Source organism: Desulfosarcina cetonica JCM 12296 (genome assembly GCF_001311845.1).
Classification (GTDB): Bacteria; Desulfobacterota; Desulfobacteria; order Desulfobacterales; family Desulfosarcinaceae; genus Desulfosarcina; species Desulfosarcina cetonica.
Genome location: NZ_BBCC01000141.1, coordinates 1 through 17,388 on the forward strand (window position 1 = coordinate 1; position 17,388 = coordinate 17,388).

Consider the following 17,388-nt stretch of genomic DNA (forward strand, 5'->3'; position numbering starts at 1 on the left):
CGCGCAGCTCTCCTTGCCCTCGGATTGGGGAAAATGACAATCTCGCGGCCATCGTAGAGCCGGTACACCAGACGCACCCGTCCGTCTGCATCGGCCGGCAGGGCGCCATCCTCCGCCAGTTTGACATCGGAAAGGTTAAGCGGCGCCAGGGCATCGAAGAGCTGCTCGATCTTTGCAGGATCGGCACTTCGTCCGGCAGGCACGGGCCGCATCACCGCCAACGCCCCGCGCTTGGGCCGGGCAAGGGTGTAGACCGGCGCTTTTGCATCCGCGGCGTAGCAGGCCACTTCGGCCACATCATCGGCCTTGATGTCCAGGATCTCATCCGCCAGCCATTCCTGCGGCATGGTTTTCAGGAAACGAAAATTGCCATCCACCAGGAAAACCGTGTCCTCGCCGGCGAGTTTCAGGTACTGGCCGCCGCTCCCCCCCCCTCGGTCTTGCGGACCTGGCCGAGGATAACGTCCGCCAAAACCTTTCCCTGGGCATCCTTGAGCGTAATGGACTGGCCCCGACCTTTGTCGGTGGTCGCCGTGGGGGCCATCAACGACAAGCGCACCAGGCTTTCCGGTGTACCGGCAAAACGGCGACCGATCTTCAAGCGCGAAAGTTTGATCACCGTGTCGCGCAGGGCGCCGAAGTCGGCCGGATATCCGCTACGCTCCGCCACCTGCCACGTCGTCTCGCCCTGCCTCAGGGTGACCCGATGCTTCGCATCGGCAATGGTCACCAAGGCCACCTGATCCATGGGAAGATCGGCAAAGAGCTTGTCGCCCATTCGCATCTCCCCCGTGGGCTTGCCCCCCCCCAGGCGAAGCGCCACAACGACCGCCAGTAATCCCGCGGCCATCAGCAGTATCACAAACGTCTTGGCTTTCATCAGTTATGCCTTTCTCTTGCGCATCATCGCGAAGATGATGCCACCGATGCCGAGCAGAATCGGCACCAGGAAGATGTTGACGAATTTGACCATCGTGCCCAATTGCTCGATCTCGGCGCGCAGGTTGCGGCGCACGATCTTGAGCTGCTTGCCGATTTTCAGTTTCTCCGCCTGGAAGTGGGCAATTTCCTTCTCCTGTGCCTCGCTCAGGATCGCCCGCTGGGAAGCGTCCTTCCGCTGCTCGAGCATCCGCAGCTTCTCGTTGGTCTCGGCCACCTGTCGTTCCAGGGCCTGTTCCTGGGCCAGCCAACGGTCCTGGGCCTTACGTTCCAGGGCCTGCACCCGTGTGAAGGGCCGTTCGAACGTGCCCCGTGAACGCAGGCTGATCAGGGCCGGATTGCCGGTCAGCATCTCACACGTATTGAGCAGAAAATTCAGATTGTCGTTAAAAATATTGGAGATATCAAATCCCAGGAAGTTCTGTTGGCTCAGGTAGTAACCATCATAGAGCAAATCACTGTCACCGACCACCACGATCACCGAGGGCGCCTTGCCCGTCGTCAGAACCGGTGTCTCGTCAGCGGCGGGTTCCTGCGCGGCGGCCGCCGGTTTCGGCCGCCCATCCGGAAAAGCGGTCTTGAAGGTCCCGGAAATGCGCACCGCCAGGTTGCGCAATACACCCGAGGGTTTGAAATTGCGCCGCAAGACGGCGACATCCATGTTGTGGGAGAAGGCATCGACCAGCTCATTGTTCGGGCTGGCGTGCACCAGCGTCTCGACCGTATAGGGCGTGTCCGGAAGGGCTTCGATCGCGCCGCAAACCGGGAAGAGCATCGACTCCAGGTTGGCGGTGATCAGGTCCTCGCTGTTAAACCCATCGGCCTGTACGGAAAGCCACAGGGGGTTGGTCTCCACCTGATTCTCACGGTTGCGCAGCCGGGTGGCATAGGTGTAATCGGCAACGGCTTTACCCGCCGGCATGGTGATGCCCCAGGCCTTGAACAGTTTTTCCGGGATGGACCCGCCCGGTCCCATGCGCGGGTCGTCCATCAGCGAGGCCGGGTCGGCAAAAACGATTGCATTTCCACCACCCAGGACATATTGGTCCACGGCAAAAGCCAGGCTGTCGGTCATGGTCTTGGGATGGAACAGGATCAGCAGCTTGGCCTGGGGATCGATGCTGTCCGCATTGGCCTCCACCTGGATCACCTCGTAGTTCCTTTTCAGCTCCTTGATAAAGAACCAGGGTTCTTGACCCTGCTGAGGCCCCCCCATCATCATGTTCATCCCGGCACCGAAAATCGGCAGTTCACTATAAATGGCGATCTTCAGTCGTTCAGCCGTCTGCACCCGGGATATCAGGCGGGTCAGATCATATTCCAGCCGCGTCTCCTGGCTGGGATCGATGAACGGGATGGCCGCTTCCTGGTCGGCGGAAAGGGCCACCAACCCCAGGTAGAACTGATCCCCGGTCGGCAGGCTGAGCCCCTTCATGCCATATTTAATGGCCCACTCCTCCTCTTCGGAATCGGGCTGGGGATCGTAGACCTCAACCGTAATGCGCCCCTTGCCGTAGTGCTCGTACTCCGAGAGAAAATCGATCACCCGCTGGGCGAAAATCTTGATATGGGATGGGATGTTGACCACATGCTTGCTGTAGAAAACCTTGATCACCACGTCTTGCTGCATCTGGGAAAGAATGGTCCGCGTGCCGTCGGAAAGCGAGTAGAGATTGTCATCGGTGGCGTCCCAGCGCAGGGTCGTGTGGGCGAAAAGCAGGTTCACCAGCACCACGATGACCAATACCAGCACGGCACTGCCGGCCGAAAAGATGGTTTTATGGATACGTTTTTTTCCATCGCTCATGGATCGAGACCTCCTTTATGCCGATTCCCGGTTTTGCAGGATAACGCCGTTGACGAAGATCATGAAAACGATCACCGACAGGTAGTAGAGCAAATCCCTCACGTCGATCACCCCACGGGCCATGGAGGAGAAGTGGGAGAGTACGCTGGTGGCGGAAACCAGGTCAACCAGCCACAGGCGCCCAACCGGAGAGCGCCGCCGTCACCGGAGCAAAACCGGCCAGAATGAGGAACAGGCAGGCCACCACGGCCAGGATGAAGCTGACCACCTGGCTGCGGGTCAGCGCCGAGGTCATGCTGCCAATGCTCAAGAAGGTGCCGGCCATGAGAAGTGAGCCGACATAGCCACAGAAAACGACCCCCAAATCCGGATTCCCCAGATACATCACGGTCAGCACCATGGGAAAGGTGAGTGCCAGGGCGATCCCGATAAAGCACCACGCGGCGAAAAATTTCCCCAGAATTACTTCGGTAACCGTCACCGGCAGGGTAAGAAGCAGTTCAATGGTTCCCAGACGCCGTTCTTCGGCCCACAGGCGCATGGCCACGGCGGGCACGAGGAACATGAACAACCAGGGATGCCATTGGAAAAACCCCTTCAGGTCCGCCTGCCCGGCTTCGAAAAAGTTACTGATGTAAAACGTGAAAAAGCCGTTCAACAACAGGAAGATGACGATAAAAACGTAGGCCACCGGGGATCCGAAATACCCGGAGAGTTCACGTTTCATGATCGTACGGATATGATGGGTCGTATTGCGGGTTGATGGCATAGTCACTCCATGGATTCAGCGTCGGTTGACATTCGATACGGATGCCGCGGCCGCCAGCCCACAAAAGGGCCGGGTCGCTGGCGCGCCGATAAAAGGACGGGTTGCCCCTGGCCGGGGGCAAGGAACGCCATGGCCTAATTCACCGATGTGATATCGCGGAAAACGTCATCCAGGCGTCCTTGCTCGACGAAGACCGAAAGGATGCGAAAACCATCCTGCCCAACAGCCGGGATAATCTGCTCGGCGATGGATACCGTCGGGTCCTCGGGAAAAATGCGCAGGGTACACCCGTCACCCTCTCGCTGCACCGTGGAGACAGAGGCCACACCCGGCAGTTGGCCGATCCGCGTGGCTGCGCTGTCATCCGTGTCACCGACCAGGGTCAAGACCAACGATCCGTGAAATGCCGATCGGCGCCGCAAGCCGTCGGGCGTGTCGTCCGCCACCACCTTGCCGCCGGCAATGATGATCGCCCGGCTGCAGACCGTGTCCACCTCGTCGAGAATGTGGGTTGAAAAAATGATCACCTTGGTGGCACTCATATCGCGGATCATCTGCCGCACTTCGTGTTTCTGGTTGGGGTCAAGCCCGTCGGTGGGTTCGTCCAGAATGAGATATTCGGGATCGTGCAGGATACTCTGAGCAAAACAGACCCGTTGTTTATAGCCCTTGGAAAGGGTGCTGACCGCTTGGTGACGGACGCCGGTCAGAAAACAGCGTTCAAGGGTCTCGCCGACCCGCTGACGCCGGGCGGTACCGTCAAAGCCCCGAATCGCCGCACAAAAATCCAGATAGCGGCTAACGGTCATGTCCGGGTAGACCGGCGCATTTTCAGGCAAATAGCCCATTTTACGCCGGGCGGCGATGGCGTCCGCCTGGATATCGCTGCCGCCGATCACCACCGTTCCGGCGGTGGGAGGAAAAAACCGGTAATCATTCGCATGGTGGTGGACTTTCCCGCGCCGTTGGGCCCCAGAAACCCCAGAATTTCTCCCTTTTCGACGCTGAAGGAGATGTCGTCCACCGCTCGATGCTGGCCGAACTGTTTGGTCAACTGCTTGACTTCAATCATGGATTTTCGGTCTCCTTAGCCGTTTCGGATTGGCTCAAATGACAATACGCCAACACGCCACCCGTCGACGCCGGTCAGGCGGGCAACGAGCGGCGAGCGTGGTGTCAAGCCCGATGAACACGAGAATCCCATTTCATCCTGAGAAATGTGGTTGCCGCCGCAAAAGGCCATCCAACGGCGGCAGGTAAAGCAGCCGAATAATAATATTCACCCTGGATATGTCAAGGCCGGCGAGGGCTCCCGTCAAGTGGCCGATCAGCCCGCGCGAAATGGGCGTCAAGCGACGGCCGGCCGAAGTTTGCACAGCTGGTTGCATTCCCGTTCAACGGCCTGTTTTCAAGGATTTTTTCTTGACAAAAAACCGACTGCCGATACTAAGTCGCAAGCTCCACCTCCCGTGTTTTTTCACCCATGGGCGGGATCGCATCCCGTTTGACAATGTTAAACATGAAAGCATCGGCAACGAATCCGGCGCATTCGCTCCAGAAGCGCGTGGGCCGTAGATTGATGCGGCAACTGGTGCAGGGGCATTGAGTTTAACAGGGGCATTGAGTTTAATCGGCAATGGCTTCGTAAAAAAGTCATCAAACAGCGGTTGACGGAGATTCCATGAGTACCTTAGACGAGAAGGCCACAGAGGTGATGGATGATAGTGCGGCGCATGCCAAAAATGGAAACGATTCCGGTGCCAGCGGGTATATCGTCCTGTTCTTCATCATCGGTTTTGCAGCCAGCATGGTGTTGGGATGGGTTGCTTTCCCCAAACTCCTCTACTCCCAGAAACAGCAACCGTTCAATTTCAATCACGCCATGCATGTGGCGGAAGTCGACAATGGCTGTGAGAGTTGCCACTTCTTCAGGGAAGACGGCAGTTTTTCGGGAATTCCCAAATTAGCCAGTGTACCCAGTGCCATGAGGAAACCATGGGCGAAAGCGACGCGGAGGCGACCTTTGTCGAGCAATATGTCTGGAAGAATCGCGAAGTTCCCTGGTACGCTTACGCCCGCCAGCCCGACTGTGTCTTCTTTTCCCATGCCGCCCACGTTCATGGCGCCAAGATGGATTGCGTCGCCTGCCACGGCCACATCGGCGAATCGGAAAGCGCCCGTCCCTACGAATACAATCGCATCACCGGCTACAGCCGGGATATCTGGGGCAAGAATATCGCCGGGCTCAAGAAAAACAGCTGGGACCGCATGAAGATGGATGACTGTGCCCAATGCCACAAGGAGGCCGGCATCATCCATACCTCCAGCGTTCAGACCAATCGCGATGCCTGTTTTGTCTGCCACAAGTAACCGCCGGCAAACGGCACGTTCCGATAAACGGTTGCAGCGTCTGCTTTGGATATAAGGTGAGGGGAAAATTCATGAAAGTTGACAGAAGAAGTTTCTTATCGTTCGTCATCGGCGGCGCAGCGGGTACGGCCCTGTCGCCATTGCCGTGGAAACTGATGGATGACTCTTCCATCTGGTCGCAGATGTGGCCGTGGACGCCGGTGCCACCCGACGGCGAGGTGGTTTACATGGACACCACCTGTTCCCTCTGCCCGGGCGGATGCGGCATCTCCGTGCGCAAAGTCGACAACCGCGCCGTTAAGATCGAGGGCAAGAAAGGCCATCCGATCAACGACGGCGGGGTTTGTATCCTGGGACTTTCCGGACTCCAGATGCTTTATGGTCCCACGCGGATCAAAGCGCCCATGAAACGCATCGGCGAACGGGGCGAGGGCAAATGGCAGAAAATCTCCTGGGGTGCGGCGATGGAGATATTGTCCAAGAAACTCGGTGAGATCCGCGAGCATGGAGAGGCTCACAGCGTGGCGGCCATCTGCGGTGCCGACCAGGGCACGGTGCCGTCCCTGCTCAAACGCTTCATGACCGCCTACGGTTCCCCCAATTTTATTTGCGCCCCTTCCTTTCAGGATACCGATGAACTGGCCGTCAAGACCCTTTTCGGCGCCGCCGGCCGCACGGGTTTCGACCTTGAAAACGCCGATTACATATTGAGCTTTGGCAGCGGCCTGGCCGACGGCTGGCGGTCGCCCGTGCGCATGATCAAGGCTTGCAGCACCTGGCGGGAAAAACGGGTACCGGTGGTCCAAGTGGAACCCCGCCTTTCGAACAGTGCCGCCAAGGCCAATCGCTGGGTGCCGATCACGCCGGGTACCGAAGCCGATCTGGCCCTTGGTATCGCCGCGGCATGGTGGCCGGTAATATGGCCAAGAGCGCCTCGCTCGGCAATATCAAAGGCGCCCTGCTGGCCAACTATGCGCCGGAAAAAGTCAGCCAAACCACCGGTGTGAGCGTCGAGACCATCACCGAACTGGCCAAGGCCTTTGCCGCCGCCAATCGCCCCCTGGCCTTGAGCGGCCGGGGTAAGGCGCTGAGCCCTGAAGGTCTGCGCGAAACGCAGGCGATCTACCTGCTCAACGCCCTTGCCGGCAACATCAATCAAAATGGGGGAATGTGGGCCATCGCACCGCTGGACTACATCCAGTGGGCCAACCCCGCCAGCGACAAAGCCGCTTCCGCCGGCCTGCGTCAGCCACGCCTTGACGGTGCCGGCAGCGGTGCGTATGCCAACGCGAACGCTTTGCCCCACCGTCTGGTGGACGCCATCAACAGCGGCAGCCCCTACCCGCTGCAAGCGCTGCTCGTTGCCGACGCAATCCCTGCCACAGCCTGCACGATACCAAGGCCGTCAAGGCGGCTTTTGAGAAGATCCCATTCATTGTCAGTTTCTCGTCCTTCAACGATGAAACCGCCGCCATGGCCGATTTGCTCCTGCCCGACCATGTTTACCTGGAACGGTTCGAGGATGTACCCGTTACCGCGGGATTGGCCAGCCAGACCATCGGTCTGAGCAAACCCGTCGTCTCTCCGCAGTTCAACACGCGGCACCTGGGCGAGACGCTAATCTGTCTGGCCAGGGCCATGGGCGGCAGCTTGGCCGCCTCCTTTCCGTGGGCCGATTACGAAACCTGCCTGCGGGAAACCCTGGCGGAAAAATGGGATGTCCTCATGAAAGATGGCGTCTGGACGGCCGAACAAATGACCACCGCCGGCAGTTCTTTCCGTGCGCCAGCCCTCGAAGCAGCGACCATCGGTGTCGAGGGCGAAGCCTCCGCTTTCCCCCTGCTGCTAATTCCCTACGACTCCTTGAGAATCTCAAGCGGTTACATCGGGGATGCACCCTTCATGATCAAAACGGTGGCTGACACCGTTATAAAAGGCAAAGACGGTTTCGTTGACATCAACCCCCAAACCGCCGCTGAGATCGGCCTTGGCGAGGGGAGTCTCGCCCTGTTGACCACCCCCTGCGGGGAAGCATCGGTGCGCGTGCACCTCGATGAGGGGATCATGCCAGGCGTGATCGCCATGGCCAAGGGGCTGGGGCATACCGCCTATGACGGCTACCTGGCCGACAAGGGCGTCAATATCAACGAACTCATCGGCCCTGTCGAGGATCCGTCATCCGGCCACGATGCCGCCTGGGGAATCCGGGCCAAGCTGGCCAAAGCCTAACCAACCTGACGTGAGGTTCTGATGAAACACGAGCAGCAACACAATCCGCCTATGAAGTACGGAATGGCGATCGATCTTGACAAGTGCACCGGTTGTGGCGCCTGCATGGTCGCCTGCATGTCGGAAAACAACGTGCCGTTCAAAACCGACGAATCGAACAAGCTGGACAGCATCACCTGGATCCGTGTTTACAAGTTAACCAATGGCAAGTCTTTTCCGGACACGGACATCTGCTACCTACCGCGGCCCTGTCAGCATTGCGAGGGCCACGGCGGACACAGCCCCTGCGTCTCCGTCTGCCCGGCGACGGCCACCGACTACAGCCATGAAACCGGCATCGTCAGCCAGATCTATACCCGCTGTTTCGGTTGTCGTTACTGCATGGCCGCCTGCCCCTACCATGCACGTTACTTCAACTGGTGGGACCCGGTCTGGCCCGACGGCATGGAGAAATACCTCAGTCCCAATGTCTCACCCCGCATGCGTGGCGTGGTTGAAAAGTGCAGCTTCTGCTTTCATCGTTATCAGCAGGCCAAAAACAAGGCCTATCTCAACGGCGAACGGCGTGTGCCCGAAGCGGCCTACCAAACCGCATGCACCCAGGCCTGCCCTGCCGGTGCCATCGTTTTCGGTGATCTGAACAACCCTGAGCATAAGGTGCACCAGATCGTTCAGCCAGACCCCCACAATGGGAACCGATCGAAAAATCCGCGCGCGTTCCGACTCTTGGAACGGCTGGGAACCAACACCAAAGTGTACTACCTGTCGAGCCGGGAATGGGTCCGGCGCGCGGGCGACAACTACTTGGCACATGAAACAACCGGCCATGTATCCAAGCCCCATCATTAAGGATTCGCGCCTTTGCGGTAAAGGTTTTTGTATACGATTGGCAAACCGTACAGATCAAGGAGTACTTACCCTATGGATTCTGCTTTAATACCCAAAGGAGTCAAACGTTGCCCGTTGTGGCAGTTCCTTCTGGGACTGGGCATTGTGGGCGTTGTGCTCGCGTGGGGCGTTTATGCCATGTTGCTGTGCTGGTTCAAAGGATTGAATCAGACCAACATGAATGACTACTACGGATTCGCCTTGTGGATCTGGGCCGACCTGGCCGTCATTGCTGTGGGTGGCGGTGCTTTTTTCAGTGGTCTGCTCAAGTACATCATCGGCAAGGATGAACTCAAATACATCATCAACTACGCCGTGCTCATCGGCTTCATCTGCTATAGCTCGGCCCTGTTGATCCTGGCCATCGACATCGGCCAGCCCCTGCGCGGATGGTTCATCTTCTGGCACGCCAACGTCCACTCCATGCTCACCGAGGTGGCCTTCTGCCTCTCCTGCTATTTCTCGGTGCTGACCATCGAGTACATCCCGCTGATCCTGGAAAATCGCCAGATTGACAGAGTACCGTTCTTTCACAACCTGAGCCATAACATGCACGAAACCATGGCGGTCTTCGCCGCCACCGGCGCGTTTCTTTCCTTCTTCCACCAGGGCTCCCTGGGTGGCGTCGCCGGTGTTCTGTTCGGACGGCCGTTCTCTTTTCGGGAAGGGTTGCTCATCTGGCCATGGACCTTTTTCCTGTTTACCTGGTCGGCTGCCGCGTATGGTCCCTGCTTCACGTTGCTGATTACCTGGATTACGGAAAAAGTCACTCGCAAGAAGCTGGTCAAGGACAATGTGGTGGAGCTTCTGGCCAAGATTTCCGGCTGGATGATCTTCACCTACACCATCGCCAAGATCTTCGATACCACCCGTTGGGCCAACATCACCGCCCCGGGCCTGGGACAGACGTTGGCCGATTTCTACACCGGGACGGCCATGTACGGCTACTGGATCCTCTTCGCCGAAATCGTCCTCGGCGGTCTGGTGCCCGCCATCATCCTGATCAGCGCGCCCTTGCGCAAAAATCCGGTCTGGCGCGTAACGGCCATCATCCTCGCCGTCATGGGTGTCTCCCTCAACCGCTGGGTCATGGTGCTCCAGGTGATGGCCGTACCGGTCATGCCCTTCGACAAATGGGCGCTGTACTATCCCAGCTGGCAGGAAGTGGCCACCACGATTTTGCCCGTGGCCTATGGGATCATCCTGATCATGATTTCATATCGCTATCTGCCGATTTTTCCCCAGGAAGCGGAATTGAATCCCATTGACGACGAACCGGCGGTCGTGGCCGAAATCAACACCCCCGCAGACCTCGAACCGGCGCAAGCCTAGCCCGCATAAGGAGGAGAAACCATGTTTCCTTTTAGTTTTGAGTGGATCTGGGACGCCGGCCATATGGTCTTTCATGGCGGTCTCTGGTATGCCCTGAATATCATCGGCATTGGCATCACCTATTGCATCATCAAGGCAGCCGTTGACACGATCAAAGGCAAAGGCAGCCACGACCACCATTAAAAAACCATCGCATCGCAAAAAATAACATACAGCGCCTTTCCAGGGGATTGAAACCGTGGAAAGCGTTTTTTATTTTCAGGCATGAAAAATCAAACCCATCGTACCACGGCAGGCTCTATTAAAAAATTTAATAGACCTATAAACAAATTTCATACCTAACGATTCCACATTTCCTCAAGAATCCAACCCAACCAGCCATCAAACCACTAATCATGCTTCACGGATCCATCCTTTTTTAAATGGCGCATTTATTGCTTAATGTACTTTCAAATCAAAAAAACCGCAAGAACAGTTCCAAGTTCATCCAAACACGGATCCAGTTCCGTTTCCCCAACAACAGCAATAGAGGGTTTGCGATGGTGGCAAAAAAAACAAAATGGGATGAGAACGAAAACACTGTGCTGGGCCGTAAAGGCGGCTTTACCCTGATCGAATTTCTGGTGGCGATAGCCATATCCTCGATCGTGATGGTGCTGATCGTCAACATGTACATTCGACTCAACAAATCCTACATGGCCGAAAAAGTGGTTGCCGATACCCAGCAGGCGTTACGCCAGACCATGGAGCGCATGATGCTGGATATCCGCAATGCCGGTTTTGATCCGAAACGATCGGCGGATGCGGGGCTTGAAGTTGCCACGTCGACACGACTCAGGTTCACCCAGGATATTTTCTATGAAACGGCCTCGAACGACTACTCTGGGGCCATTGACGATGGCCGCGGGGAGCGCATCACCTACCAGATCGATGCGGCCAACAATCGGTTATTGAAAATTTTCGATGAGGGGACCACCAGCCAGACGTCCAACATCATTCTTACGAACATTAATCCTGCCCAGAGCAGTTTCAGCTTTCTCGATGCGTCAGGCGCGACAACCGCCACGTTAAACGACATCCGGTCGGCAATCATCACCCTGGCCCTGCAAAACAATGCCGGATGGGGCGACTCAGTCAGTCGGGCTCTCACCACGCAAGTCACTTTCCGCAATATCAGTTTGAATTAGGAGGGCCAACAGCATGCTGAAATCAAATCGCCAACAATCCACTGCAGCCATGCGGCCATGCAATACCACCGCAGGCTTCACCCTGATCGAAGTCCTTGTGGCCATGACCATTTTCGCCATCGGATTCCTTGCCGTGGCGGCGTTGCAAACCCGTGCGGTCATCGGCAATACCACCGGTCGGCTTTCCATGGATGCCGCGGCCTGGACGGCCAGTCAGTTCGAACAATTTGTCGGTCAAGCGTTTGACAATCCCAACTTCATCGATACCAACGGTGACGGTACCGCCGGATTGGATGCCGACAGCGCCGCAACCGCTGATTTCACCCTTGCATCCCCGGATGGCCGCAACACCACCCTATATTGGAATGTGGCCGACAATCCCAGGGGCTTCAAGCAGGTTCGCGTGATCACCACTTGGGACCCCGTGGGTGCATCCCCCAAACGGGCGGCTTTTGATTTTATCAAACAGGAGGACTGATGATCATGCTATCCAACACCCGCTCCATGCGCTGGTTTCAACGCCAAACGTCCAACAACGAAGGCTCGGCCATTATCTTCGCCGTTCTGGGTCTGCTGATCCTGACCCTCGGCGGTATCACGGTGATTAATTATTCCAATACCGAGCTGAAATACACCAGGAGGGATATCGAGCGCAAACAATTGTTCTACTACTCCGAATCGGCCGGGCATGAGGTGGCCTACGATGTGGACAAAACCACGGGCGGCAATTACGCGATCCTGGATACATCCACCCCCGTCATCGTGACCACGACGAGCGATGGTTCCCGAGTCTCCGGTCCAAACGCTAGCCAGGTGGAAAACTATACCGATCCCGCATGGCCGACCAACACCAGCAATAGCACTGTTTTAAACAGCCTGACCGACCGGGAATACGCCTATCGCGTTTACTATGTCGGTTTAGGGTATTTGCCCAAGGGATTTGACACCAATTTCTCCTCCTTCGTTTACGATATCGGTACCCGGGTGCAACAAACCGACGCCGGCGGAGCCGTTGAATTGAAAACCTCGGCCATCGTCCAGGGATTTCGCAAGATCGGTCCCAAGAGCAGTTGATCCACCCAATATTTTTATAAGATAGGAGTTCGCCGTGTTCAACAAACTACGATATTTTGGTTTCTCGACATTCCTGGTGTTTCTTTCCCTTCTGGTCATTATTCCCGCCATGGCGGAAGACACCGACATTTACAAGCCCAAGGTCCAGCACAACGTCATGATCCTGCTGGACAATTCCGGTAGCATGGCGTTCGGGGTCTATGAAAACGATGTCGATTATCATGCTTTTTATCGTTACATCTGTGAAAACAGGGGTGATTGGACCCGATCCTGGGACAGTTCGAACGGTTATTACGATACCAACTCCACGTTTTATCCCACCAGCGCAGCATGATTCGTGATCGGATTTATCTAGTTGCCGGCAATGTCGGGTATACGGCTTCATCGGGCATGACCGGCGATGCAGCGAATCCGGACATTTACTGGTCGAGTGTAATTATCGATACCGGCACCACGATCAACGCCGATGGTTCGCTGTCCGGTGGAAATGTCATCACCGATGCGGATGGAACGGTCCTTTACAAATACGATCCAGTGAAGGAGGCCGAACCGCTGCCCAACAACCGCTCCCTAAAGCTGCATGTTTGGCAGGACAACTACGACGGATCACGGGTGGACAACGGCTTTGCCGGCCTCATCCGCGCACCGGGCTACTATTTCAGCGGGTATTTTCAAAATAGCGGCGGGAATATAACCAATGTGCCATCTGATGCAGCACTGGTTGGTAGCAAGACCATGGATTACTTCTTCGTTACCGGCAACTGGCTAAACATGCAAATGGTTTATAACCAATATGTATATGTGAAAAATCAATGGGTGCGTGCCTGGGAATACTGCACTTTTCCAAAAGAGAACTATGTACCGACAGTCTCTTTCTCTCTCACCTCCCCGAATTATGAGAACAATTATCCGACCAACTTTGATTCAGCAACTGACGGCAGCGTCAATTATGTGATCTACAATGGCCAGTCCGGAAGCATGCGGCTTCATTTCTCGGAATTGATTCTCGGGGCCGGCGACATTCTGGAACTCAGGGATGAGAACAGCGCCATCAAGGCCACCTACTCGGGAGCGACCTCGCAAACCGACTTCTGGACCGACTGGGTCAGCGGCCCTCAGATCACCCTGCGCTTCAAAACGGACGGCGATGCCGATACCGTGGCCAAGGGTTGGCAGGTGGATACTTATCAATACCAATCCGAAATCGACTTTCAGATATCATCCCGACTCAAGGTGGCCCAGGAAGCCATTATCGAAGTGATCGAATCCACGCGGGGCAAGATCAATTGGGGAATCAGCGTCTTCGATCAAAAATACAACTCCGGGTCGGTGGAACTGGCACCCCTCAACGCCAGCTTCAGCGACGACAAAGACAAGCAGAACCTGATCAATCAGTTGGAAAGCGCCACGGCTGATTGGGGGACGCCCCTCGGCGAGTCCCTCCAGGATATTTTTACTTATTTCAACAAAAAGGTGAATCAGGTTCACCAGGATTGCAACAAAAACTTCGTCATCAGCCTGACGGACGGTTTCCCCTCCAACGATACGGATTGGACGCGTATTTCCGGCGTGGATTTTACGTCAGCCGACTACCATGATGATGTCCAGTACACCGCCGATCCCTTTCAATACCCTAACTACTATGTCCCCTATGTGCCGCTCAACTATTACGATGACGTGGCCTATTACATGTTCTCCCACAGTTATGTGGATCAGTCGGTCGTGGATATTGAAGACCGCCGCGACTCGCCCGACAATATTACCGTGCACAATATCGGCTTCTGCGTGGACCAGCCCATGCTGCAGCACACGGCCGACATCCAGGTGGACCAATACGGCAAGGCCATCGGCATGAATTTGACAGCCTACTCCAAAGCCCAGGTCATCAATGCCTTCCATTCCATCGGCCTGGCCATTGCCGAGTACACATCCTACACGGCGCCGGTGGTTTCCGTGGACGAGACCAACCGCGTGCAGTCCGGTGATCGCATCTACATGGCCCTGTTCAAGCCCAAGGAAGATGAAATGTGGACCGGCAACTTGAAAAAATACGGTCTCAGATACGATTGGAAGGCAGACTGTGACGGGGAAAAGACAGAGCAATGGGTCGTGGTGGACGGCTCCGTCGATAGCGGCGGTGAGTGGGTGGGTGGTCAGGAGGCCACCGACTGCGAAGGCTACATGCTGCCCAACACTTCGTCCTTCTGGTCCACCGTGGATGACGGAGGGGATGTGGAGAAAGGCGGGGCCGGCCAGATCTTGTACAATATCATCCCCACCCCCACGACGATCCTGAGCGACACCCCGTCCTTCAGAACGATCCACACCCTGGTCGGCGGGCTGGACGTTCGGGTCTCCACAGATACGGTCACCTATTCCGACCTAGGTGTTTCAACGCCGGAGGAGGCCTGGGAGATCATCAATTACCTTTACGGCTATACCTATGCCGCCAATGTGGATGGCGCCCCGGTATACAAGCGTGCCTGGCCGCTGGGCGCCATTGTTCACTCATCGCCGGTATTGATCGACTATTTCGATGAAAACTACGAAGTCTCCCACCGCTATATCGCCGTGGGGGCCAACGACGGCATGCTCCATGTTTTCGACGATGCCAACGGCAAGGAAATCTATGCCTTCGTTCCTCCCGATATATTGGATCGTCTCCAGTATTACGATCCGGATCTGGGAAATGACCATTTCTATACGGTGGATGGTCCCATCAACCTGGTCAAAAATGACAAAGGTACGACCGACAAGGCCGACGACCAACTGCTCCTGATATTCGGCTTGCGTCGGGGCGGTCAGGCCTATTACGCCTTGGATGTCACCAGTGCCAGTCCGGCCAACTGGAGCATTGCCTGGTCCCTTAACACCAGCACTGCCGGAATGGCGGAGTTGGGTCAGTCGTGGGGCATGCCGGAATTCTTCAAGATCCAAACCGGCGAAAACACCTATAAACGGCTATTAATCATCCCCGGGGGCTACGATGCCAACGAGGACCGCAGCACCAACGATGACTATTATCTGGACGCAACTCATGTCAGTGCCATGGGACGGGGCATATACATCATCGATCTGGGCACCGGTCTTCCCCTGGACGCGAGCTTCTTTTCCGGCGGATCCCAATTCATCTATGATTCTACGATTACGGGTTTGCGGAACCAAATGAAGTACTGCTTTCCGGCAGACCCGACAATCGCCCTTAATCCTAACAACAATACACTACTCGCCGCCTACATCACCGACCTGTATGGGCAGGTGTGGAAACTCTCCTATGTATACAAGGACGAGAATGGTATTGTCGTTAACAAATTTTTTCTCAACCTGATCTTCCGGACCAACCCCATGACCGATCAGGATTCGGCCTATGAAAACAGGGCCAGTTTCGATGGCTACACGGTCGATGATACCACCGACCCGCGCGGGACGATCAATTTTATTGAGGATACGAATACCGCTTCAAAATGGGTCGTCAATCCACGACGCACCTTTTACAGTCCAGAGGTCAGCTATGCCGGTAATTGTTACATCGACGTGCCGGTTCTCTACATGGGTACCGGGGATCGGGAAAATCCCACCTTTACCGGCGACAAAACCTATGTGGAAAATGGGATCTACGGCTTTTACGATGCCCATGCATACTATATGGATCATCGTAGTACGGGCTATACCGGCACCTATGACGATTTGACCCAGCTGTTTACGGAAAAGGACCTGTTGAACGTCACCTGCGGCGCCCTGGAGCCCGATGTGATCAATGTCACCAATGACGAGAAAAACGGGATTTACACCTTCCTTGAGAAAACCGCCAAGGGCTGGTATATGCTCTTTGACGCCGATGGCCTGAGCGGCTGCCCCAGTCCGGATCAGGACGGCTATCACACCGGCGAAAAAGCGATTTCACCCATCACCCTGTTCAACGGCGTGGTCTATGTGCCGACCTACAATCCGGCGGAACCGGCGGCCAGCAACGATATTTGCGAATATGACGGTAGCGCCCGGGTCTATGCGGTCAATTACTGCGACGGCAACGCCGTGTACGACTTCTATGACGGTAATAACACCACCACAACGGATGAGAACGGCAACACTACCGAAGAGGCCAAGTACACTCGTCGGGATCGCTATCTGGGCGTCGGCACGCAGATTCCGTCGGGTATCGCCGTGGTCATTCGCCATGGCATTGCCGACGGGTTCGTCTCCGTTCAAGGCAAGATCGTGACCTTGGATGAAATGGATTTCCCGTCCGGACTGGCTCCCTACTATTGGCGGGACACCCGCAGATTGGCCCAATAAGGAGATGCTCATGAGGATTATAAAATTCGATTTACGGATTATCACGCTGTTGGTGTTCGGCATCCTTTTTTCCGCCGGACCATCCGCTGCCAGAATCACAGTCAATCCAATCCATTTTGACGAAGGAAAAGTCACGGCCATCAACCTTAGGGACGCATCGGTGACGGTGGGATCCCAGGTCTATCGCATCGATGAAAAAGGACCTATCGGGGAAGCCCTACGATCAAAAAGCATCCAGGTCTCGGACCCGGTGGTTATTACCTATGAAATCCAGGGCACGACAAAAAGGCTGATCTCCATCAGCAAGAAATCGAAAAACGAAAAATGACCATATCGTTGAAAAACGAAATGGCTCGAATTGTTCTCGCCCCCAAACGCGAAAAATCGCTGATCAACCGTCATCCATGGATATTCTCCGGCGCCGTGGCCAGCGTCGCCGGAGAACCCCAGGCGGGCGACACCGTCGAGGTGCATGCAGCAGGCGGCCAATGGCTGGG

At 56.0% G+C, this 17,388-nt stretch carries 17 protein-coding genes and 1 pseudogene; 13 read left to right on the forward strand and 5 right to left on the reverse strand.

What is annotated here, in order from left to right:
* From JCM12296_RS45555 to JCM12296_RS24310, 5 genes and pseudogenes are all read right to left on the reverse strand, one after another.
* Window positions 1-377 (reverse strand): hypothetical protein (locus JCM12296_RS45555; protein ID WP_157067863.1); only part of this gene is annotated, 377 nt, incomplete at its 3' end.
* Window positions 378-406: 29 nt separating this feature from the next.
* The gene (locus tag JCM12296_RS45560) at window positions 407-880 is read right to left on the reverse strand and encodes a hypothetical protein (protein WP_054698835.1); all 474 of its coding nucleotides are present in this window, start codon (window positions 878-880) and stop codon (window positions 407-409) included.
* A 3-nt stretch (window positions 881-883) separates the two neighbouring features.
* Window positions 884-2,746 carry a GldG family protein gene (locus tag JCM12296_RS24300; protein WP_054698836.1) on the reverse strand — a complete coding sequence of 621 codons (1,863 nt, stop codon included), beginning with the start codon at window positions 2,744-2,746 and terminating at the stop codon, window positions 884-886.
* 163 nt (window positions 2,747-2,909) lie between these two features.
* Window positions 2,910-3,515 (reverse strand): ABC transporter permease, encoded by a 606-nt coding sequence (locus JCM12296_RS24305; RefSeq protein ID WP_246804820.1) that lies wholly within the window; start codon window positions 3,513-3,515, stop codon window positions 2,910-2,912.
* Between the two features lie 134 nt (window positions 3,516-3,649).
* Window positions 3,650-4,587 (reverse strand): annotated as a pseudogene (locus JCM12296_RS24310) (ABC transporter ATP-binding protein).
* A gap of 923 nt (window positions 4,588-5,510) precedes the next feature.
* On the opposite strand from JCM12296_RS24310, the gene JCM12296_RS45570 reads away from it, so the two are divergent.
* The 13 genes from JCM12296_RS45570 to JCM12296_RS50795 all read left to right on the forward strand — a co-directional run.
* Window positions 5,511-5,885: a hypothetical protein gene (locus tag JCM12296_RS45570; RefSeq protein WP_246804823.1), complete on the forward strand. Its 375-nt coding sequence runs from the start codon at window positions 5,511-5,513 to the stop codon at window positions 5,883-5,885.
* A gap of 71 nt (window positions 5,886-5,956) precedes the next feature.
* The gene (locus JCM12296_RS24320) at window positions 5,957-6,892 is read left to right on the forward strand and encodes a molybdopterin-dependent oxidoreductase (RefSeq protein ID WP_054698837.1); all 936 of its coding nucleotides are present in this window, start codon (window positions 5,957-5,959) and stop codon (window positions 6,890-6,892) included.
* A 418-nt stretch (window positions 6,893-7,310) separates the two neighbouring features.
* Window positions 7,311-8,114 carry a molybdopterin dinucleotide binding domain-containing protein gene (locus JCM12296_RS24330; protein ID WP_246804824.1) on the forward strand — a complete coding sequence of 268 codons (804 nt, stop codon included), beginning with the start codon at window positions 7,311-7,313 and terminating at the stop codon, window positions 8,112-8,114.
* Between the two features lie 21 nt (window positions 8,115-8,135).
* Window positions 8,136-8,963 (forward strand): menaquinone reductase iron-sulfur cluster-binding subunit QrcC, encoded by an 828-nt coding sequence (gene qrcC, locus JCM12296_RS24335; RefSeq protein WP_054698840.1) that lies wholly within the window; start codon window positions 8,136-8,138, stop codon window positions 8,961-8,963.
* 72 nt (window positions 8,964-9,035) lie between these two features.
* Window positions 9,036-10,334 (forward strand): menaquinone reductase integral membrane subunit QrcD, encoded by a 1,299-nt coding sequence (gene qrcD / locus JCM12296_RS24340; RefSeq protein WP_054698841.1) that lies wholly within the window; start codon window positions 9,036-9,038, stop codon window positions 10,332-10,334.
* A 21-nt stretch (window positions 10,335-10,355) separates the two neighbouring features.
* A complete protein-coding gene (locus tag JCM12296_RS40210) occupies window positions 10,356-10,517 on the forward strand; it encodes a hypothetical protein (RefSeq protein WP_172684070.1) in 162 nt (53 codons plus the stop codon).
* 356 nt (window positions 10,518-10,873) lie between these two features.
* Window positions 10,874-11,521 (forward strand): PilW family protein, encoded by a 648-nt coding sequence (locus JCM12296_RS24345; protein WP_213181521.1) that lies wholly within the window; start codon window positions 10,874-10,876, stop codon window positions 11,519-11,521.
* Between the two features lie 13 nt (window positions 11,522-11,534).
* A complete protein-coding gene (locus tag JCM12296_RS24350) occupies window positions 11,535-11,999 on the forward strand; it encodes a type IV pilus modification PilV family protein (RefSeq protein ID WP_054698843.1) in 465 nt (154 codons plus the stop codon).
* Window positions 11,999-12,595 (forward strand): hypothetical protein, encoded by a 597-nt coding sequence (locus JCM12296_RS24355; RefSeq protein WP_054698844.1) that lies wholly within the window; start codon window positions 11,999-12,001, stop codon window positions 12,593-12,595. Before JCM12296_RS24350 ends, JCM12296_RS24355 begins: the two co-directional genes overlap by 1 nt.
* A gap of 34 nt (window positions 12,596-12,629) precedes the next feature.
* On the forward strand, window positions 12,630-12,929 hold the full coding sequence (locus JCM12296_RS24360; protein WP_054698845.1) for a hypothetical protein: 300 nt from the start codon (window positions 12,630-12,632) through the stop codon (window positions 12,927-12,929).
* A complete protein-coding gene (locus JCM12296_RS24365; protein ID WP_083456473.1) occupies window positions 12,926-16,891 on the forward strand; it encodes a PilC/PilY family type IV pilus protein in 3,966 nt (1,321 codons plus the stop codon). The genes JCM12296_RS24360 and JCM12296_RS24365 overlap by 4 nt, the downstream gene beginning before the upstream one ends.
* Before the next feature lie 10 nt (window positions 16,892-16,901).
* On the forward strand, window positions 16,902-17,219 hold the full coding sequence (locus JCM12296_RS24370) for a hypothetical protein (protein ID WP_054698847.1): 318 nt from the start codon (window positions 16,902-16,904) through the stop codon (window positions 17,217-17,219).
* 20 nt (window positions 17,220-17,239) lie between these two features.
* The coding region (locus JCM12296_RS50795; RefSeq protein WP_479690881.1) for a hypothetical protein at window positions 17,240-17,388 on the forward strand (149 nt) is incomplete at its 3' end.